The organism is Foliimonas ilicis, from assembly GCF_039939195.1.
GTDB classification, from domain to species: domain Bacteria; phylum Pseudomonadota; class Alphaproteobacteria; order Rhizobiales; family Rhizobiaceae; genus Foliimonas; species Foliimonas ilicis.
Map to the genome: position 1 here is coordinate 34,228 of NZ_JBDUUH010000008.1, position 19,665 is coordinate 53,892.

General features: G+C 57.7%; 21 protein-coding genes, 1 tRNA gene and 1 pseudogene. 11 read left to right on the top strand and 12 right to left on the bottom strand.

Going from position 1 to position 19,665, the window contains the following annotated elements:
• Positions 1-123 precede the first annotated feature (123 nt).
• Positions 124-885 (top strand): GGDEF domain-containing protein, encoded by a 762-nt coding sequence (locus tag ABFT80_RS17425; protein WP_347973200.1) that lies wholly within the window; start codon positions 124-126, stop codon positions 883-885.
• Between the two features lie 74 nt (positions 886-959).
• The gene (locus tag ABFT80_RS17430; RefSeq protein ID WP_347973201.1) at positions 960-1,865 is read left to right on the top strand and encodes a DMT family transporter; all 906 of its coding nucleotides are present in this window, start codon (positions 960-962) and stop codon (positions 1,863-1,865) included.
• Here the strand turns inward: ABFT80_RS17430 and phhA are convergent.
• On the bottom strand, positions 1,862-2,695 hold the full coding sequence (gene phhA, locus ABFT80_RS17435; RefSeq protein ID WP_347973202.1) for a phenylalanine 4-monooxygenase: 834 nt from the start codon (positions 2,693-2,695) through the stop codon (positions 1,862-1,864). The genes ABFT80_RS17430 and phhA overlap by 4 nt on opposite strands.
• A gap of 121 nt (positions 2,696-2,816) precedes the next feature.
• Here phhA and ABFT80_RS17440 point away from each other — a divergent pair, with 121 nt between their 5' ends.
• Positions 2,817-3,293, top strand: a complete 477-nt coding sequence (locus tag ABFT80_RS17440; protein WP_347973375.1) for an Lrp/AsnC family transcriptional regulator — start codon at positions 2,817-2,819, stop codon at positions 3,291-3,293.
• Between the two features lie 6 nt (positions 3,294-3,299).
• Here the strand turns inward: ABFT80_RS17440 and ABFT80_RS17445 are convergent, their stop codons facing one another.
• Genes ABFT80_RS17445 through argB form a run of 3 tightly spaced genes read right to left on the bottom strand, consistent with a single transcriptional unit; the run spans position 3,300 to position 4,696 of the window.
• On the bottom strand, positions 3,300-3,551 hold the full coding sequence (locus ABFT80_RS17445; RefSeq protein WP_455189958.1) for a DUF2442 domain-containing protein: 252 nt from the start codon (positions 3,549-3,551) through the stop codon (positions 3,300-3,302).
• On the bottom strand, positions 3,544-3,786 hold the full coding sequence (locus tag ABFT80_RS17450; protein WP_347973204.1) for a DUF4160 domain-containing protein: 243 nt from the start codon (positions 3,784-3,786) through the stop codon (positions 3,544-3,546). Before ABFT80_RS17450 ends, ABFT80_RS17445 begins: the two co-directional genes overlap by 8 nt.
• 16 nt (positions 3,787-3,802) lie before the next feature.
• Positions 3,803-4,696 (bottom strand): acetylglutamate kinase, encoded by an 894-nt coding sequence (argB, locus tag ABFT80_RS17455; RefSeq protein ID WP_347973205.1) that lies wholly within the window; start codon positions 4,694-4,696, stop codon positions 3,803-3,805.
• Between the two features lie 204 nt (positions 4,697-4,900).
• On the opposite strand from argB, the gene ABFT80_RS17460 reads away from it, so the two are divergent.
• From ABFT80_RS17460 to ABFT80_RS17470, 3 genes are all read left to right on the top strand, one after another.
• Positions 4,901-5,440 (top strand): sigma-70 family RNA polymerase sigma factor, encoded by a 540-nt coding sequence (locus tag ABFT80_RS17460; protein WP_347973376.1) that lies wholly within the window; start codon positions 4,901-4,903, stop codon positions 5,438-5,440.
• Positions 5,437-6,162 carry an anti-sigma factor gene (locus ABFT80_RS17465; RefSeq protein WP_347973206.1) on the top strand — a complete coding sequence of 242 codons (726 nt, stop codon included), beginning with the start codon at positions 5,437-5,439 and terminating at the stop codon, positions 6,160-6,162. The genes ABFT80_RS17460 and ABFT80_RS17465 overlap by 4 nt, the downstream gene beginning before the upstream one ends.
• Positions 6,163-6,389: 227 nt before the next feature.
• A complete protein-coding gene (locus ABFT80_RS17470) occupies positions 6,390-6,947 on the top strand; it encodes a fasciclin domain-containing protein (protein WP_347973207.1) in 558 nt (185 codons plus the stop codon).
• Positions 6,948-7,226: 279 nt separating this feature from the next.
• On the opposite strand, the gene yihA is transcribed toward ABFT80_RS17470, so the two are convergent.
• The 5 genes from yihA to rpmH all read right to left on the bottom strand — a co-directional run bounded on the left by yihA (position 7,227) and on the right by rpmH (position 11,035).
• On the bottom strand, positions 7,227-7,865 hold the full coding sequence (gene yihA, locus ABFT80_RS17475; protein WP_347973377.1) for a ribosome biogenesis GTP-binding protein YihA/YsxC: 639 nt from the start codon (positions 7,863-7,865) through the stop codon (positions 7,227-7,229).
• Between the two features lie 22 nt (positions 7,866-7,887).
• On the bottom strand, positions 7,888-8,523 hold the full coding sequence (locus ABFT80_RS17480) for a CatB-related O-acetyltransferase (protein WP_347973208.1): 636 nt from the start codon (positions 8,521-8,523) through the stop codon (positions 7,888-7,890).
• Positions 8,524-8,705: 182 nt separating this feature from the next.
• The gene (gene yidC, locus ABFT80_RS17485) at positions 8,706-10,523 is read right to left on the bottom strand and encodes a membrane protein insertase YidC (protein WP_347973209.1); all 1,818 of its coding nucleotides are present in this window, start codon (positions 10,521-10,523) and stop codon (positions 8,706-8,708) included.
• Positions 10,524-10,538: 15 nt separating this feature from the next.
• Entirely contained in the window at positions 10,539-10,886 is a 348-nt protein-coding gene (rnpA, locus tag ABFT80_RS17490; protein ID WP_347973210.1) for a ribonuclease P protein component, read from the bottom strand.
• Positions 10,887-10,900: 14 nt separating this feature from the next.
• Positions 10,901-11,035, bottom strand: coding sequence for a 50S ribosomal protein L34 (gene rpmH / locus ABFT80_RS17495; protein ID WP_347973211.1), 135 nt, complete (start codon positions 11,033-11,035; stop codon positions 10,901-10,903).
• A 358-nt stretch (positions 11,036-11,393) separates the two neighbouring features.
• On the opposite strand from rpmH, the gene ABFT80_RS17500 reads away from it, so the two are divergent.
• Together ABFT80_RS17500 and ABFT80_RS17505 are read left to right on the top strand one after the other, a co-directional pair.
• Positions 11,394-12,875: a sensor histidine kinase gene (locus ABFT80_RS17500; protein ID WP_347973212.1), complete on the top strand. Its 1,482-nt coding sequence runs from the start codon at positions 11,394-11,396 to the stop codon at positions 12,873-12,875.
• 187 nt (positions 12,876-13,062) lie between these two features.
• Positions 13,063-13,139, top strand: a tRNA-Arg gene (locus tag ABFT80_RS17505).
• 106 nt (positions 13,140-13,245) lie between these two features.
• Here the strand turns inward: ABFT80_RS17505 and ABFT80_RS17510 are convergent.
• From ABFT80_RS17510 to ABFT80_RS28115, 3 genes and pseudogenes are all read right to left on the bottom strand, one after another.
• The gene (locus tag ABFT80_RS17510; protein ID WP_347973213.1) at positions 13,246-14,226 is read right to left on the bottom strand and encodes a hypothetical protein; all 981 of its coding nucleotides are present in this window, start codon (positions 14,224-14,226) and stop codon (positions 13,246-13,248) included.
• 23 nt (positions 14,227-14,249) lie between these two features.
• Positions 14,250-15,884 (bottom strand): SMI1/KNR4 family protein, encoded by a 1,635-nt coding sequence (locus ABFT80_RS17515; protein WP_347973214.1) that lies wholly within the window; start codon positions 15,882-15,884, stop codon positions 14,250-14,252.
• Positions 15,885-16,005: 121 nt separating this feature from the next.
• Positions 16,006-16,098 (bottom strand): annotated as a pseudogene (locus ABFT80_RS28115) (TetR/AcrR family transcriptional regulator); the annotation flags it as partial.
• Between the two features lie 422 nt (positions 16,099-16,520).
• Between ABFT80_RS28115 and ABFT80_RS17520 the strand changes: the two are divergent.
• Genes ABFT80_RS17520 through ABFT80_RS17530 form a run of 3 tightly spaced genes read left to right on the top strand, consistent with a single transcriptional unit; the run spans position 16,521 to position 19,579 of the window.
• Entirely contained in the window at positions 16,521-17,600 is a 1,080-nt protein-coding gene (locus ABFT80_RS17520; RefSeq protein WP_347973215.1) for an ABC transporter ATP-binding protein, read from the top strand.
• Between the two features lie 12 nt (positions 17,601-17,612).
• Positions 17,613-18,710 (top strand): ABC transporter ATP-binding protein, encoded by a 1,098-nt coding sequence (locus tag ABFT80_RS17525; RefSeq protein ID WP_347973216.1) that lies wholly within the window; start codon positions 17,613-17,615, stop codon positions 18,708-18,710.
• Positions 18,711-18,712: 2 nt separating this feature from the next.
• Positions 18,713-19,579 (top strand): carbohydrate ABC transporter permease, encoded by an 867-nt coding sequence (locus tag ABFT80_RS17530; RefSeq protein ID WP_347973217.1) that lies wholly within the window; start codon positions 18,713-18,715, stop codon positions 19,577-19,579.
• The last annotated feature ends 86 nt before the right edge of the window (positions 19,580-19,665 follow it).

A 19,665-nucleotide genomic window follows, 5' to 3' on the forward strand; every position in this document is an offset into this window, starting at 1 on the left:
GATTTTCGTAGTCATTTTCAGAAGTGAACTGGCAGATTGGCAGGAATTGGTTCAAATTTTAGGTGCGTGTTAAATGGGCTCTTCAACGCTCGGTGGTACTCCATCTGACGAACGGGGTGGGTAATGACAAAGATATTCCTGAAGGCGACCATCGTTACATTGCTGGCGGTGGGAGCTTCTCTGCTTGCAGCACTTACCGTCGTGCCAGCCCTTGGCGGCGTGGTGGACGGTAACGCCTGGCTCATGTGCATCGTCTGCCCACTCGTCGTTGCATGGCCTGCAAGCGCCTACACGTTTTGGCAAAATGCGAAACTGCAGCAGGCGCACCGCGAACTTTCGCGCGCCCACGCGCATCTGAGATCTGCGCATCGAAACCTCACCAAGAAGGCCAGCCTCGACGACATGACTGGCATGCTCAACCGCGAGAGCTTTTTCGTCGAGCTTGAAAGCCTGCGCGACCAGCCGAACCGGGGCGCGCTGCTGATCATCGACGCCGACCATTTCAAGAAAATCAACGACGGTTTCGGCCATCTGGCGGGCGATGATGCGCTGTTGAGTATTGTCGCGGCGATCAAGCGCGCCGTGCGCAGTGGTGATGTTCTGGGCCGTATCGGCGGTGAGGAGTTTGGCGCGTTTCTGGTTGGCGCCAGCGATGAGGAAGCGGAACTGGTTGCCGAACGTGTGCGGCGAGAGGTGGAAGCGATCCGCTTCAGGCCGACCGACCAGCAAATCATCCCGCTGACCGTCAGCATAGGCGGAACGCTCTGCGCGGTCGGTGCCAGCGTGCGTGACATCATGCGCCGCGCCGATGCCAAGCTCTACGAAGCCAAGCGCGGCGGGCGCAATTTGGTGTTTCTCGACAAGGATGTGGCCCACGCCGCATAAAACATTGTCCACCTGTTTCTTCACGACAAAATTGGATTAGAAGAGGCGCTTCGCAAACAAACAGCGTGCGCTTCATGGAACTGTGGATTCCGATAACGATAGCTGCGGCCTTTCTGCAGAATTTGCGCTCGATGGCGCAAAAACATCTGAAGGGCGTGATGGGCACCACCGGTGCAACCTTCGTGCGCTTCGGTTTCGGCGTGCCGTTCGCAATCGTCTTCGTCGCGCTGCTTCATCTGGCCGCGGACTATCCGTTGCCTGCACTGAACGAGCGTTTCGCGCTTTGGGCTTTGATTGGCGGGCTGGCGCAGATCGCGGCGACATTTCTGCTGCTTTATCTGTTTTCGTTCCGCAATTTTGCGGTCGGTACGGCTTATTCAAGAACCGAACCTGCACAGGCGGCCCTCTTCGCATTGATATTCTTCGGCGAACGCGCATCGATTGGCGTTATCGCGGCAATCGTGATCAGCGTATTCGGCGTCATGCTGATTTCCGTCGCACCCGTTGCCGTGAACTGGCGCACGATGCTGTCATCCTTGGCAAGCCGGAATTCATTGATCGGCCTTGCATCGGGCATGTTCTTCGGCATTTCCGGCGTTGCCTATCGTGCTGCATCCCTGTCTCTGGATGGGCCGAATTTCATGATGCAGGCGGCCGTGACGCTGCTTTTCGTCATCATTTTCCAAAGCATCATCATGTTCGGCTGGATGCTCTGGAAGGAACCCGCAGAAATTGGCCGCATCGCCAAAGCCTGGAAGCCCGCGCTGTTCACCGGCTTTGTCGGCGCATCGGCATCCTTCGGCTGGTTCATGGCAATGACGCTGCAGCAGGCCGCAGTGGTGAAATCGCTGGCGCAGATCGAAATGCTCTTCACATTCGCCGCAACGATATTCTTCTTCAAGGAAAAGATCAGCCCGCTGGAGATAGCGGGCTGCATCCTGATCGTCGGTGGTATCCTGACGCTTCTGGCCTTTGGCTAAATCTCGGAAGGATCGAGCTGCGGCGCGTCCTTCCAGCGTTTCACGATGGCCTTCAGATCGGTTTTCGCGAACGCGTCACGCAATTTGTCGAAGGACGGCAGCACGAAATACGCGCGCTGGAATTTGTCGATTTCGTAACCGGTCCGCATCACCGTTTCGAGGTCGAACGGCACATGGTGCGCATCAGCGCCTTCCACCGCAAATTGCAGTTCCGTGAAAGACGACATCAGCCCGGCACCGAAGGCCTTCAGCGGTGCGCCGGGTTCCTGAATGAGCCCATATTCCGCGGTGTACCAGTAAAGCCGCGTAATCATCAGATCGCCGCCCAGCGCAATCACTTCTTCTGCTTTCTGGCCATACATCTGCATGAAATCGGCAAAAACCGGCTGCGTCAGGATCGGAACATGCCCGAAGAAGTCATGAAACATGTCCGGTTCGACGATGTAGTCGAGTTCGTCGCGCGTGCGCAGCCAGTTCGTTACCGGGAACCGCCGATTGGCGAGGTGATCGAAAAACGGTCCCGCCGGAATGAGGCCCGGAACGGCGACGATTTCCCAGCCTGTGAGCTCACGCAACCGCTCGCTGACCTTCCCGAAATCTGGAATTTTATCGAGAAGCCCGAGCGTTTCCACACCGTCGAGATAGGAATGATGCGCCAGCTTGCGGGTGAGCTTGATCTGGCGGTCGCATAGGGTGCGCCAGACATCCTGTTCGGCCTTCGAGTAGCTGTATTTCTGCACGACCGTAAAATCCGATCGGCAGGCCATGTAATCACCGCGCAGGCCCTGATCCGCGCATTCCCTGGCATAGGCTTCGACGCTGATATTCATCTCGATTTCCTCCCGTTTATCGAAGAGTAAGATGGAAAAGCGAGTGAAACCGGCTTAGTTTCTTCCGAAATGGTGACAGAATGAGTGGAATTCTCTCAATTTCTGGGTTTTGGAGAAGATGATGCGCAGTTTCGACGAGTTTGAAATCAAGATCCTGAACATTCTCCAGCGCGACGGGCGCAAATCCGTAACGGAGCTGGCGCAGGAAGTCGGGCTTTCTGCAACGCCCTGCGCACGCCGCTTCGACGCGCTTCAGGACAGCGGTGTCATCAAGGGCTTCTCGGCCAATCTCAGCAGAAGGGCGTTGGGGCTTGCCGTCGAGGTCTTCGTGCAGGTTCGGCTGACCAGCCACAGCGACGGTTCGCCGGAACGCTTCATCGCAGCCGTCCGCGATATGGATGAGGTGTCATCCTGCTGGACGATGACGGGCGATCACGACTTCCTGCTGCATGTCATGGTGGCGTCCGTCGATGATCTGAACGACTTCGTCATGCACCGGCTGATGCGGCTGGCCGGTGTCCGTGACGTCCACACGCAACTGGTGCTGCAGAACATCAAAGGCCCCGGCCACATACCTTTGCAGCATTTGCGGAGTTGAGTCGGGTTACGCAGCTTCGACCTTTGGTCCGGGGCGGGTTTGATCGCCACGTCCTGCGAGAAGGCCTTCCACGGAAATGTCCTCGTGGAGCTCTTCCCAATGTAGTCCGCGGCTGCTGATGGCAACATTATCGCGCTGCGAGGAAGTCGCGTGGAGAAGCCGTGGAAACCATGCAAGCGGCACACTCAATGTGCGGCCATCGGAAAGATCGACCCACATGCTGTCCTGATCGAAGCGGACTTGTGTTGCTCTAACCAAAGAATTCATCCCACGCACTCGCTATCTCGTCGCGGCGTTGCTCAATGATTTCCGTAAGCTCACGCAGGGTCTTCGCATTGAACCCGTCATTATAGTCTACCAGAACATCGGGCCAGAGCCAAAACTTGGCGTCGATGCCGTCTTTCACGACGTGAATGTGCATCGGTTCGCGGGGGTCGCCCTCATTGGAATAGAAGAGAAACCGGAAACCCTTGTAGCGGAAGACGACCGGCATTCTCTTCGTCTCCGGTTCAAGGAACGATCAGCGTACCTGCGCCGTGCTCGGTGAAGAGTTCGAGCAGCACCGAATGCGGCGTCTTGCCGTTCAGGATCACGACGCCTTCGACACCGCGCTCGATGGCCTCGATGCAGGTTTCTACTTTCGGGATCATGCCGCCGGAAATCGTGCCGTCGCGGATGAGCGACCTTGCTTCGGCGACTGTCAACTCGTCGATCAGCTTCTTGTCCTTGTCGAGCACGCCGGGAACGTCGGTCAGGAACAGGAGGCGTGACGCGCCGAGCGCACCTGCAATGGCCCCTGCAAACGTATCTGCGTTGATGTTGTAGGTGTGGCCGTCACGGCCGGGCGCAACAGGTGCCAGCACCGGGATCATTTCGGAGCGTGCAAGCAAATCGAGCAGGGTGCGATCGACTTCTACCGGTTCGCCGACGAAACCGAGATCGAGCACTCGCTCGATGTTGGAGTCCGGGTCGACCACGGTCTTCTTGGCTTTTTCGGCAAAAACCATATTGCCGTCCTTGCCGCAAAGGCCGATTGCCCACTCGCCTTCGGCATTGATCAGCGCGACGATTTCCTTGTTGATCGAGCCTGCAAGGACCATCTCGACGATCTCGACCGTCCTCTGGTCGGTGACGCGCAAGCCGCCTTCGAATTTTGATTCGATGCCCATCTTGGTCAGCATCGCGCCGATCTGCGGGCCGCCGCCATGCACGACGATCGGATTGACGCCGGATTGCTTGAGCAGCGCGATGTCGCGCGCGAAAGCCTGGCCCAGCGCGGCATCGCCCATGGCGTGCCCGCCATATTTGACCACCACGGTCTTGTTCTCGTAACGCTGCATGAATGGCAGGGCGGCGGAAAGCAGACCCGCCTGCATCTCGGCGGTAGCCATGTCAGATTTCATGGAGTGTCCTCGCGGCAATTAATGCGCGGGGTCTTAGCGGTAAATCATGCCGGGGGCAAATGGTTCACGACCCGGAAAGCATTATGATTTAGGCTCTGTTTTGCGTTGAACCAAACCGTAGCCTTTGCGTTTCCACAAAATGCTGCTTGCAGCGGTATAAAATCAGCGATTGCAAATATTAGGCAGGATTCTAATTTGGTTGCGATGACTACTCAGGATATCACAAAGTTGATTGTCCGGACCTCCATGAGGGATCGCAGCGCGTTTGATCAGCTCTATCGTCAAACAAATTCGAAACTTTTTGGCGTGTGCCTCCGTGTCTTGAACAATCGAGCAGAAGCCGAGGAAGCGTTGCAGGAAGTCTACGTCAAGATATGGACGAAGGCTGATCGTTTCGCGGTCACGGACCTAAGCCCGATATCGTGGCTCGTGGCGATTGCCAGGAACCACGCGATAGATCGAATCCGGGCGAGACGGCAACCGACGACAGATATAGATGCCGCGTACGATATTGCCGACCCGTCACCAGACCCCGAGGCTTCGGCCATTGCGGGCGCGGAGGGAGAGCGTATCCATCATTGCCTGGAGGAACTTGAGCAGGATAGGGCGGCCGCCGTTCGCGGTGCCTATCTGACGGGCGAGAGTTATGCCGAACTGGCTGAGCGCCACGGCGTACCCCTCAACACGATGAGAACATGGCTGCGCCGCAGCCTGTTGAAACTGAGAGAATGCCTGGAAAGATGAGCTTCGCAGACGAAAACCTGCCCGAACGTGGAGACGGCGACATGATCGCCGCCGAATACGTGCTCGGCGTCTTGCCTGCGGACGAACGCAAGGCTGCCAGTGCTCGCGTCGAGACCGATCAGGACTTCGCGCGGCAGGTCGATGCCTGGACGGTACATCTTTCGCCGCTCAATGATGGCTACGCGCCCGTCGAGGCACCGGCATCGGTAAAGCAGGCGATAGATGCGCGCCTGTTCTCCTCGTCGGCCAAAACAACCGAGAGCAAAGCCGGACTTTGGTTGAGCCTCGCCTTCTGGCGCGGGCTTGCCACCGCTGCCGTGGCCGCTCTCGCGATTTATATCGCGGTTCCTTATGTCAGCCCTCCGGCAACCACGCCGCCGATGCGGATGGTGGCTTCACTGGCAGCCGACAACAGCGATGTGCGCTATCTCGCAATGTATGACGAGGCGCGGGGCGAGGTTTCGCTGTCGCATGTCTCCGGGGAGCGCGAAAGCGGCAAGGATTTCGAGCTTTGGATGATCGAGGGCGACAATGCTCCGGTCTCGATGGGTGTCATCCCCGCCGGTGCTTCCGTTCACATGAAGATGGAAATGGATGAGGCCGCACGCCAGAAACTGGCAGGCGGTGCGGTTCTCGCAGTCAGTCTTGAGCCGCAGGGCGGCTCCCCCACCGGCCAGCCGACCGGCCCAGTTGTAGCGGCGGGCGATTTGAGAAACATCTAAGACGACAAAGTTTTCCTCATGTAAATGCAAGTCGTGTTCTGCATCTGTAAGGGTGCGGTGCGCGGCTTTATTTTTATTTTAAAGGTTTTCGTAAAGACGAAGGCGGCTTTATTTTCTGTAAATCGCAAAAAAATCAAAACTTTTTTTGCGCAGCCGGAAACTTGTAGATTTTCTTTCCGTATCTCCTTGCGCCCCACAGAGGGAAACAATCCAGGGAGTTTTTCCAAATGCGTAAACTAACCTCCATCCTCTTCGCCAGCGCCGTTGCTTTTTCCGCACTGGCAGGTTCTGCCTATGCCGAAAATCCGAAGGTCGGCGGTGCGGCAATGTTTACCGACAAGAACATCGTTGAAAATGCGATGAATTCGAAAGATCACACCACGCTGGTTGCAGCAGTTAAGGCAGCAGGCCTGGTCGAGACGCTGCAGGGCGCAGGCCCGTTCACCGTTCTGGCACCAACCAATGAAGCCTTCGAGGCGCTGCCAGCAGGCACGGTCGACACGCTTCTGAAGCCAGAAAACAAGGATCAGCTCACCAAGGTTCTGACCTGCCACGTCATCGGCGCAAAGGCGATGTCGGCCGACGTGATGAAGATGGTCAAGGATGATGGCGGCGAGCACAAGGTCAAGACAGTCGGCGGCTGCGAACTGACGCTCAAGGACACCGGCGGCAAAGTCACCGTAACCGATGAAAACGGCAATGTTGCAAATGTAACTATCGCCGATGTCGAACAGTCGAACGGCGTCATTCACGTCATCGACAAGGTGCTTCTTCCCAAGATGTGATCGGCCGTCTCAGGCCAGCACGTTGAAAGGGCCGGGAAACCGGCCCTTTTTTTCTTTTGAGCGGTTTCTGTTTGACGCAATCGCGAGGCACCCCCCTCTGCCCTGCCGGGCATCTCCCCCTCAAGGGGGGAGATTATCCTGTCATGAATGCACGGCACCAATCGCTGATGTTGCAGAATGAAACCAGATAGCGATGTCAGCCAATCTCCACCCTTGAGGGGGAGATGTCCGGCAGGACAGAGGGGGGTGATGTCCCGCCAGCGCTTCTAATGAAGCGCTCTAATGGCTGATCGCAAACATGATTGCGGCGCGAAGCTCGTCGATATTTTCGGATTTTTCTGAAGAAGTCGCGATGATTTCGGGAAAAGCGGCGGGTCTTTTGCGAATTTTCTCGGCGGTTTCTTCGATCAGGCGCGGTATGCCCGCCACTTTTATCTTGTCCGTCTTGGTCAGCACGATCTGGTAGGAGACGGCGGCCTTATCGAGCAGGTCGAGGACGTCCGAGTCGTTCTTCTTGATGCCATGCCGGGAATCGATCAGCACATAGACGCGCTTCAGCGTCACGCGGCCCTTCAGATAGTCGAAGACGAGCTTCGTCCACAAATCCACCTGCTCCTTGGGAGCCTTGGCGTAGCCATAGCCCGGCATATCGACCAGGGCCATCGGCGGCAGGTCGCCCGGCTCACCTGAATAGCCGTCCGGCACGAAGTAGTTGAGCTCCTGCGTGCGGCCCGGCGTATTCGAGGTGCGGGCAAGCGCCTTTTGCCCGACCAGTGCATTGATCAGCGAGGATTTGCCGACATTCGAACGGCCGGCGAAAGCGATTTCCGACGGCCCTTCGGGCGGCAGGAACTTCATGGACGGCACGCCGCGGATGAAAATCCAGGGATTTGGAAAACTGTTCTCGTCGCGCGTCAAAACCGTACCACTCTTTCGATCATCAATCAGAAGCTTCCAGCCGGTCGATGTCGGCTCCCCGGATCGCTTCAAGGTTTCTGGTGATCTTGTCAACCGGCCAATCCCACCATGCGACCGCAAGCAGACGTTCGACCGTCTTTTCGTCGAAGCGCATCTTGACCGGCGTCGCCGGATTTCCGGCAGCGATGGAGTAGGGTGGCACATCACGGCTGACGACTGCGCGCGCAGCGACGATCGATCCGTGGCCGATCGTGACGCCGGGCAGAATGACGGATTCCATGCCGATCCAGACATCGTTGCCGACCACCGTGTCGCCGCGCAGTTCGCTTTTCCAGACTTCCGGGTCGAAACCCTTCTCCCAGCCCTGGCCGAATATGTTGAAGGGAAAGGTGGAAAACCCGGCGAGCGTGTGGTTTGCGCCGTTCATCACGAACTTCGCGCCCTCGGCTATCGCGCAGAACTTTCCGATTACGAGCTTGTCGCCGATGAATGTGTAGTGATGAAGCACGCATTTCTCGACGAAACGGTCGGGGCCGTCAGGGTCGTCGTAATAGGTGAAATCGCCAATCTCGACATTCGGTGCGTTGACCAGAGGCTTGAGAAAACCGACTCGCTTGAAAAGGGTGGGGTGCTTCGTTTGTGGGCTAGGTCCGTGCATGTCGTCCTCCGGTCATTACGCAATTAGTCTAGACGGAAATGGTTTCCCCCGCATTCCACAATAGGAGTTTCACAATTAACACGGCCCGGTTGCAAACGGGAAATTTGCCATTTCACGTTGGAAAACCCGTTGAACATAAAAAAAAGCCCGGTCGAGCCGGGCTTTTTTGTTTGGAGTTCCGGCTATTCCGCCGGCGTCGGTTTTTTCTTGAAGAGACCGATCAGATTGTCCCAGAGCTCGATCTTCGCGCCCTGGCGCTTCATGATCACGCCCTGCTGGAGGATCGAAAGCGAGTTGTTCCAGGCCCAGTAGATCACCAGACCGGCTGGGAACGATGCCAGCATGAAGGTGAAGATCACCGGCATCCAGTTGAAAATCATCTGCTGCGTCGGGTCTGGCGGCGTCGGGTTCATGCGCATCTGGAGGAACATGGTGACACCCATGATGAGCGGCCATACGCCGATATGCAGGTATTGCGGCACCATGAACGGCAACAGGCCGAACAAATTGAACAAGGATGTCGGGTCCGGTGCTGCAAGATCCTGAATCCAGCCGAAGAAGGGCGCGTGGCGCATCTCGATGGTGATGTAGAGAACCTTGTAGAGCGCGAAGAAGACAGGGATCTGGATGAGGATCGGCCAGCAGCCTGCAAGCGGATTGATCTTTTCCGTCTTGTACAGCTCCATCATCGCCTGCTGCTGCTTCATCTTGTCATCCGCATATTTCTCGCGGATTTCCAGCATCTTCGGCTGAACCTTCTTCATGTTCGCCATCGAAGCATAAGACTTGTTGGCAAGCGGGAAGAAGATGAGCTTGACGACGACGGTCGTTGCCAGAATGGCAAGACCGAAATTGCCGAGCATCTTGTAGAGCGTGTCGATCAGCCAGAACATCGGCTTGGTGATGAAGTAGAACCAGCCCCAGTCGATCAGAAGTTCGAACTGGCGTACGCCGCGGTCTTTTTCATAGCCGTCAATCTTGGCGACTTCTTTGGCACCGGCGAACACCAGAGTTTCGACATTTGTGGACTGTCCGGCATCGATGGTGATCGCGTCGGAAAGATAGTCGGACTGGAAGCGCGAGCGGCCATCCGAGAAGTAGCCGAAACGCGGCTGGAATTCATGCGTCTTTGAAGGAATGAGCGTTACCGCCCAATACTTGTCGGTAATGCCGAGCCAGCCATCGCTGGACTTGCCCGGCTTGACCTCTTTGTCGTCCTCGATCTTGGAGTATTTGATCTCCTGCAGGCCTTCGGTGCCGGTTACGCCGATCAGGCCTTCGTGAAGCACGTAGACGCTGGCGGTGCTTGGCTTGTCGAAGCGCGTCACGCGGCCATAGTTGGACAGCGAAACGCTGGTGCCGCTCGTATTGGCGACCGTGTCGGAAACCGTGAACATGTAGTCCGCATCGACGGATACGACGCGCGTGAAGGTCAGGCCCTTGTCGTTGGTGAAGGTCAGCGTGACAGGGGTGTCCGGCGTCAGCGTCTGGTTGGCTGCGGCAGTCCAGGTGGTCTGCGGGCCGGGAACGTCGCCGCTCGCCTCGTTGCCCACATAGCCGACTTCGGCATAATAGCCATTGGGCAGCGATTGCGGGTTGAGCAGGTCGATGATCGGCGAATTCTTGTCTACCGTAAGCGTGTAATCCTTCAGGCGAAGGTCGTCGATGCGCGCGCCGGTAAGATTGAGGGAGCCTTCAAGGCTCGGCGTCTCGATCTGAATGCGGGCCGATGCGGCAAGCGCCTGCTCGCGACCGACAGGCGTTGTGCCGTCCGTGCCGGGAATGCCGGGTACAGTGGCCTGCGGAGCGCCGGGAACGGCGGCGCCCGGTGCGGGGCTGCCTGGCTGCGCCTGTTGCTGCTGTGCCTGCTGTTGCTGCGCCTCGATCTGCGCGGCTTCGCGCTGACGTTCGATGCGCGGGTTCATGTAGAACACTTGCCACAGCGTGAGGACCAGCACCGAAAGCGCGATGGTGATGAGGAAATTGCGATTATTTTGCATCGGGGGCCTTTGGTCCTAACGCGTTCCGCGAATTCGTCTTGAAAGCTCTGACGCGAGCTTCTCGAATGGCGCGTTTAGTATTTCGCCGCGGCCGACGATCACATAATCCGTGCCGGGCGTCATGTCACCTGCGGCATGTACGCGTACGGCCTCGCGTATGCGCCGCCTGATGCGATTGCGAATGACGGCATTGCCGACTTTTTTGGTAACTGTAATGCCGAAACGCGGCGCTTGTTCATCGCCGCGATTTAGCACTTCCAGCAGCATCAGTGGTCCGCGGCGTTTTTCACCGCGTCTGACAGCCAGAAACTCCGCACGTTTGCGGAGCCTGGCAGGGAGCTTGAGGGCAGCCGTTTCCGGCAACGTCTCGTCTTCCCTTATGCTGAAAGCCGCTTGCGGCCGCGGTTGCGGCGAGCTGCGACGACGCTGCGACCGCCCTTGGTTGCCATGCGAGAACGGAAACCATGACGGCGTTTGCGAACGAGTTTGGACGGCTGATATGTACGCTTCATTTCTTTTAATACCGCGGGGTGCGGCCCTTCTTAATTCTGTCACTTGGTAACAGGAGCTTTCGCCGGGCTTTCTTCAACGCAATGCAAATTGCGCCAGACGATAAGGCCCAAGCGTGGCGGGCTTATAAAAAGAAGGTGCCTGAAAGTCAATTGCCGACCGTTGCATAGACGGTTGCAGCTTTACTTCATCCGAAACACTTTGCGGCTCGTATACGTGTCTTGCAAACAACACAAACCGAAATCTTTCGTGCGTCAGCCGGCGAAATTGGAAAATCCGCCTTAATCGCCTAGTTTAGATGTCGAAAGACCACTGCCGCGAATCCATGTTGGCCCGGTGTGGCAAGTTAGACAGGCATTTATGAGCGAAGAAACCGTTTCCGAGAAAAAGTGCGGCACATCGCGCATGGTGCCGTTGTCGCGCGGCCTGTCGACCAAGCTTCTCATTCTGACGGTCATTTTCGTCCTTATTGCGGAAATCCTGATTTTCTTCCCCGCTATCGCGAATTTCCGCATTCGCTGGCTGGAAGAACGGCTGAACACGGCCGCAGCACTATCCATCGTGCTCGTTCAGGAAGACGCGATGGAGCTTTCACGCCCCGTGCAGAACGATGTTCTGGCATCCATCGGTGCGAAGGCAATTGCCGTGCGCGATGGCGGCGTCTCGCGGCTTCTGGCGACCACTGAAATGCCGCCGACCGTCGATGAGCATGTCAACCTTGCCGATGTCGCGCCATTATCTGCCATGGTCGATGCGCTCGATACGCTGGTGCGCGGCGGGGACCGGATGCTGCGCGTCTATGGCCCTGTCGGCGACAGTACCAAGGAATTCGAACTGATCATGCCCGACAAGAAGTTGCGGGCGGCGATGCTGAACTTCTCCAAAATTCTCGCATTTCTTTCCCTTTTGATATCGCTTTTCACGGCAATGCTGGTCTTCTACGCGATTGACCGCAAAATGATCAGGCCAATCCGAAAGATAACGCGTTCGATGCTCGCCTTCTCGGAGGAGCCGGATAATCCGGGGCACATCATCGAGCCTGAGGGCAGGGCTGATGAACTCGGCGTTGCGGAACGCGAGCTGGCGAGAATGCAGATACGGCTTCAAAAAACGCTTGGTGAGCAGAAGCATCTTGCCGATCTTGGCCTGGCCGTTTCCAAGATCAATCACGACATGCGCAACATATTGGCGTCGGCGCAGCTCATGTCCGACCGGCTGAACATGGTGAAAGATCCGACCGTGCAGGCATTCGTACCAAAACTGATGCGCACGATCGACCGCGCCGTCTCCTATTCCGAAGGCGTTTTGACCTATGGACGAACGCAGGAAGCGGCACCCTCGCGGCGACGGCTACGGCTTCGGCAGGTGGTCGATGAGGTTCATGGCATGCTTGGCATCGCTTCCGATCAGGACATAGAGTTCTTCAACGAGATCGAACACACGTTCGAGATCGATGCCGACGCCGAACAGCTTTTCCGCGTCTTGAACAATCTTTGCCGAAACGCTGTCGAGGCGATGTCGGCAGATAAAGAGAGCGCGATCGTGCGCCGCCTGACCGTTTCTGCCGAGCGTGAGGGCAGCGTGTGCCGCGTGATGGTGGCCGATACCGGTCCCGGCCTCCCGCAGAAGGCGCGTGAAAACCTGTTCGCGGCGTTCAGGGGATCGGCACGCAGCGGCGGCACCGGCCTGGGGCTGGCCATCGCCCATGAACTGGTCCGCGCTCATAGCGGCTCGATAGAGCTTGTGGAGAGCGTCGGCGGCAAGACTGTGTTCGCAGTGACGATTCCCGATCAGCCCGTGCGTCTCGAGGAAGCCCGCAACTCTATGCGCCGCCCGGCCTAAGGCCCAGGGATTTCGCGCCGGGCCGGATTTTAGCCGGTTTCGCACAGGCTGCCCTTAGGGGATGCAAAATTCCTCCCAACTTTTAGCAGATGCCCGCTTGCAATTCTTTTCGGCAGTGGGTAGGTACCGTCTCGCAAACGCAGCGGGCTACTGCCTGTTCGTTTCTGACCGCATCTTAGCGGTATGCGCGCCCGTAGCTCAGCTGGATAGAGCACCAGACTACGAATCTGGGGGTCAGAGGTTCGAATCCTTTCGGGCGCGCCATTTTACTTCATTTGTTGATTGTCGGGTATTTGGTCTTGCGGGCCGTAAGGATACCCTTTTTGCCAAAGGTAAATTGCCTTTGACAATCTTGGCTGCGTATCAATTCCTAACGATTGAGCGAGTGCAGGCTTTCAATCATGGGTTTGCTTTCCGATAGCAGGGCATCATCGTAGTTTCTGCCGCGGAACGTCATGTTGAAAGCGACCAGCGGACGGGTTCCAATCATGGTGTAAGCGCTGGCACCGCCACCGTTGACTGTGCCATCGGAACCTATTTTACGAAGGCCGTAATAAACAGCTTGCTGATCGTGATTGACAAGTGCGCTCCCGTCCTGCGTTGGATTGTTCAGAAATTGGCTTACCGGCGTGTAGCGGTCCTTGTCTCGGGTGACCAGAGCCGCAACAAATCCACTGAGAGTGTCGGATATCGGCGGATTGTTCGTCGGAAGTCTCTGCATCTCGACGACTGACAACATTTGCCGGGGCGGTGAGGAGCGGTCGCCCTTTCTGATTGTGTTTAATGCAGCGCAATCGATCCACACCGCAAGCAGATCGGCGCCTCCGGTTCCAAAAGGATTGGTGCGCCAGATCTGCTCGTCGGCTCCGCCCAGAGCTGGATCAACCCGGCAAAGGCCCGGTGGCGGATTGAAAGACAATCGGCTTCCGTCGGGCGTTGTTAAAATCTGTGGTTCTGGCTGAGCGTCTGCACTTGAAACAGGTAGGGGGTCCGGTACGAAATTGACCGTGACTTCTCCCTGAATGCCCAGCCCGGCATAAGGCTGACATTTCAAAATCGCACGAACCGCCGCTTTCGCAAATGTGTCGTTTATCGGTCCATCGCCCTTATGGACTACCACTGGGCTCCCCTTCAGAGAGCCGTCCTGTTCGAGCATGGCAGAAACAATGGTCTTTTCCGTAGCGCCGGGCGGCGGCGTGAAACAGGATACGACCTTTTCCTTGAATTTGGACGTACTCGGAGCGTCCTGCGCCAGCACTTGCCCTTGCGCGAGCGTCAATAGCCCTGCGGCCATTACCAAGCCACGCAAGAGCTTTCCGTGCCGAACGAACAAAAGCTGGAAATTTTTCATCGTACTTTCCTGTCTTCTGCGCGTCATGGAAGCTTTGGCAGCAATGGCGACCGCTCGAACTTCCGCAGCTTTTCGACGAATGCATCAACGTCCTTAAAAACGCGCGCGTTGTTGATGCCGGAGGCTTCAAAATCGTCGACCAGCAAGAGCGACGGATCACCGCCGCCGCGATAATCCAACAGCACCAGATCATCGCGCTTGGCGTTCAACACGATCAGCTTGTCGGCACCGGCGATCGTCTCATGCCAGGGCGTTTCCCCCGGCGGAAAATCGATGCGCCGCGAAAGCTCGGCCAGCTTCGAGGCATATTCCAGCGGCGCCAGTTCCTCGAAGGGCTGGATCTCCTTGTCCGGACCGTCATCCAGAAAGCGGTACATTACATCGCCTCCGTTCCTGGCCTTCCATAGCGCCTTGACCGCCTCGGGCAGCTTTGCACCGATCCGCTTTTCCGTCTCGGCGATCAGCGCGTCGTCGGCAGCGGTTTTCGGCTGCCAGCCGTCGTCGCGCCCTTGCGCCATATTGGCGAAGGGATGGTTGGCTGTGCCCCAGAAAGCCGCCGCCCGGTTCTCCCGCGGCAAAGTCCCCAGCGGCTTGCTGCGGTACATCTCGCGATTGAACGGGCGAAGCGGTTCCTTCTTCGGTCGACGCAACGCCTTGAAGAAATCATCGAATGTGTCGAACGCAATGTCGGGCAGATCGCCATTCTTGTCGAAGTCGACGATCGAAACCCTGGGTTCGCCGGGCTTCGAATAATCGAGCAAGGTCATGTCGCCATAGCGCGCCTGAAGCACAAGCAGCTTGTCGGCATTGGCGGGAAACTCATCCGGGTCCTCGGTGAAGTCTTCATAATGCTCGCGCACGGTGCGCAGCCTGTCCAGTGGATTGAGGCTGGAGTAATCGATGCTGAAGGCCCCGCGCCAATCGTCATAGACCGGTCCCGGCTTGGCTTTCAGCGGCACATAGAGCTCGCCGACATTGCCTCCGTTCATGACGCGGTAGAGCCCGCGCAGGCTTTGCGGCAGTCGAAAACCGATCCGCTCTTCGGCAGCGGTGATCTCCGCATCGCTTGCCGTCAGCAAAGGTTTAGCAACGCGTCTGCCGCGCCCCTCCAGCACTTCGCGCACCGGATCGGGTCGCCAATATCCTGGCGAGGTGAAGAATGTTTCCGATGTCAGCGGGTTCGGATCGATGTCTAGCTCCACCTCTTCATCCCGGTCCGGCTGGTTTGCGGCTTGCGCGGTGCCTGCCTGCTGAAACGCAGCGGGAGCATCTCCTTCAAGGCTGATGATGGCGAGGGAGCAGATCAGGCAGATCACAAACATGAGACCGACGCCAAGAACGTCTCCCGAGCCGAAACTGGCGATAGGAGCCGGTGCGATGAGCTGCGCCAGCCCAAGTCCGATCAGGTAGAGAACGTAGCCGAGAATTAGCTGGATAGGCAGCGTCGTCAGCACGCTCAGCATGATGGACTTCGTTCCACCGGCGCGCCATGCAGCTCGCCACTGTCGAAATTTGCCCAGCACATAAAGCAAGGTCAGCACCGGCGTCGCCAGCACGACGATCCAGGGTGAGCGGCTCAGATACCCCGCTGCGATGAGCGATATCACAACTGTCAGCGCTGCGACGATACGCAATGTCCCGGCAATATTGCTGCCCATCCGTGTATCCTTTGGCCACTTGCAACCATGGCACCTTATTCGGCAGAAACCATCAAGGCTACGGCGCCTGCGGTATTTCTCGGCTGTGGTGATTTCCAGCAACGTATAGTGCGCCGTCAATTTACACGGGCTTCGCAAGAAGCCCTCTAGCTAGGGCACGGAAGGTTTCGGCAGCATCGTCACTGGCAGCGATCCAGAGGGCGGCATTGAGCGCGCCGCGGCGGATTGCGGAGTGATCATGGCGCTCCCGATGTTGAAAAAGATCATCGCTGCAAACGACGATAAATCTATTGCAATGAATTTCGTTTGACATTCGATCATGGTTCGAAATAATCGCGGAATGTTTCGTAATGAGGGAGGTTCATTGCGCTTCGAAAGTCGAAAGGGCGAGCAAAGTAGCCCTACTTGCCCGCGTAACGCCTTCTTTGATGGACGTTCGGTGAAATTTCGGCGACGATCAGCTTTCAACCTGAATATGGGCTGTGGCTGAGGGGAATTGGATAAAACGGCGCGCAGCCTGCTGCATCAAGAATAACAATAGCAGGCGCGTTGAAATGACATTTTGGAATTGGAAAGCGTGAGTAGTACGGCGGGCGAATAAGCGACCGTCGAGCATAAAGCCTGGGAGGAGGCGGAATGCTGGAACTCAAGAACGTGACCAAAAGCGTGGCTGGCGTGGATCATATCCACGACGTATCGCTGTCGCTTCATCCAGGCACGCTCAACGTGTTGCTCGGCCCGACGCTTTCGGGAAAAACCAGCCTTATGCGCCTGATGGCCGGGCTCGACCGACCGACTTCCGGGACGGTCTGGATCGACGGCAAGGATGTGACCGGCGTGCCGGTGCAGAAACGCGCCGTGGCCATGGTCTACCAGCAATTCATCAATTATCCGGCGATGAGCGTCTACGAGAACATCGCCTCGCCGCTGCGGGTCGCGGGTGTCGACAAAGCGACCATAGACAAGAAAGTCCGCGAAGCGGCCAATCTCCTGAAACTGACGCCTTATCTCGAACGCACGCCGTTGAATCTTTCCGGCGGGCAGCAACAGCGCACGGCGCTGGCCCGCGCCATGGTCAAGCAGGCGGGGCTGGTGCTGCTCGACGAGCCGCTGGCCAATCTGGACTACAAGCTGCGCGAGGAATTGCGCGCCGAACTGCCGCGCATATTCGCCGAAACCGGCGCGATTTTCGTTTATGCGACGACCGAACCGCATGAGGCGCTGCTTCTTGGCGGCAATACTGCGACGCTTTCCGAAGGCAGGGTCACGCAGTTCGGGCTTACGATCGATGTGTTCAGGCGGCCCGAAGATTTGATTACGGCCAGAACTTTTTCCGATCCGCCGCTCAATACGATCGTTTTGGAGAAGCGCGGGCGCAGCTTCGTGCTCGATGGCGGGGTCGATCTCGCCGTTCCTGCTTCGCTGGGCGACATTCCCGACGCCAGCTACACGGTCGGTTTCCAGCCGCATCATCTGTCGCTGCAAAAGCGTTCGCCGGATGCAGTGCCGGTGCGTGCGACTGTTCAGGTTACGGAAATCACCGGGTCTGAAAGCTTCGTGCATGTCGATTTCGCCGATATGCGCTGGGTGATGCTGACGCCGGGCATCCACATTTTCGAGCCGGGCGAAACCGTCGAAGTGTTCATCGATCCGCGCCACATCATGGTGTTCGGGGCCGATGGCCGCGCGATGCATGCCGCGCAAATGGCGGCGTGAGGGGAGACCGGGATGGCACGCATCGATCTCGACCATATCCGCCACGCCTACGGAGCCAATCCGAAGTCGGAAGCCGATTATGCGCTGAAGGAGGTGCACCATACGTTTGAGGATGGCAGCGCCTATGCGCTGCTAGGCCCTTCCGGTTGCGGCAAGACGACCCTGCTCAACATCATTTCCGGCCTTCTGCATCCCTCGCATGGAAAGCTGCTTTTCGATGGGCGCGACGTGACACGCGCCTCGACGCAGGAACGCAATATTGCGCAGGTGTTCCAGTTTCCGGTCATCTACGACACGATGACGGTCTACGACAATCTGGCGTTTCCGCTGCGCAATCGCGGCGTGAACGAAGCCGATGTCGACCGCAAGGTGCGCGAGATTCTGGCGATGACGGACCTCGAAGAGCGCGCGCATCGCAAGGCGCGCGGGCTGACGGCGGACCAGAAACAGAAGATCTCGCTTGGCCGCGGTCTGGTGCGTTCGGATGTGAATGCGATCCTGTTCGACGAACCACTGACGGTCATCGATCCGCATATGAAATGGCAGTTGCGCTCGCAGTTGAAGCAGCTTCACAAACGCTTCGGCTACACGATGGTTTACGTCACGCACGACCAGACCGAGGCGCTGACCTTCGCCGAGCATGTCGTGGTGATGTTCGATGGTCAGATCGTGCAGATCGGCACGCCGCACGAATTGTTCGAGCGGCCCCGGCACACATTCGTCGGCTATTTCATCGGCTCGCCGGGTATGAATGTCATGCCCGCCACGCTGGACGGGCGAACCGCGCGGGTCGGCAGCCAGACCATCGAATTGCCCGGTGCGCCATCCGCTGTCGCCGGTTCGCTTGAACTCGGCGTGCGGCCCGAATTCGTAAAGCTCGGACGCGAGGGCATGCTGGTGACTGTCTCCAAGGTCGAGGACATCGGGCGCCAGAAAATCGTGCGCGGAACCTTCGAAGGGCGTGAGATCGCGGCTTTGCTCGGCGAGGATGATGAGGTTCCGGCAGAACCGCGCATCCGCTTCGATCCGGCGGGCATCAACCTCTACGCTGACTCTTGGCGGGTCGAACTTGGGCGCGCCGAACTCGGACGAGACGGGGCGGGGGGCTGATCATGGAAAAAAGCTGGAACAATCGCGCCTGGTTCATGGTCCTGCCGGTTCTCGTGCTGGTCGCATTTTCGGCGGTGATCCCGCTTATGACGGTCGTCAATTATTCAGTGCAGGACACGTTCGGCAACAACCAGTTCTTCTGGGCCGGAACCGAATGGTTCGAGGAAATCCTGACCTCATCCCGTTTCTGGGAAGCGATGGGGCGGAACCTGATTTTCTCAGGGATTATTCTGGCGATCGAAATACCGCTCGGCATTTTCATCGCGCTCAACATGCCGAAATCCGGCTGGGGCGTGCCGGTGTGTCTCGTTCTGATGTCTCTGCCGCTGCTCATTCCGTGGAATGTGGTTGGCACGATCTGGCAGGTTTTCGGCCGCGTCGATATCGGCCTGCTCGGCTATGTGCTGACGTCGCTCGGCTTCGACTATAATTACGTCAACGACCCGTTCGACGCCTGGGTGACGGTAATCGTCATGGATGTCTGGCACTGGACGAGTCTTGTCGTGCTGCTCTGCTATGCCGGTCTCGTCTCGATCCCGGATGCTTATTATCAGGCGGCCAAGATCGACGGCGCATCGCGCTGGGCCGTGTTTCGCTACATCCAGCTTCCGAAGATGAACCGCGTGCTGCTGATTGCCGTGCTGCTGCGCTTCATGGACAGCTTCATGATCTACACCGAGCCCTTCGTCGTGACCGGCGGCGGACCCGGCAATTCCACGACATTCCTGTCGATCGACCTCGTGAAGATCGCGGTCGGCCAGTTCGATCTTGGACCGGCGGCGGCCATGTCGCTGATCTACTTCCTGATCATCCTTCTGCTGTCATGGGTGTTCTACACCGTCATGACCAATTACGACGCGGAGCGGTGAGATGGTGAATTTGAACGCCACGTCCGAAACCGTACTGCGCAATAATGATGCGGGCGGAGCCATTGCGCCAGTCGATACGGCCCTTG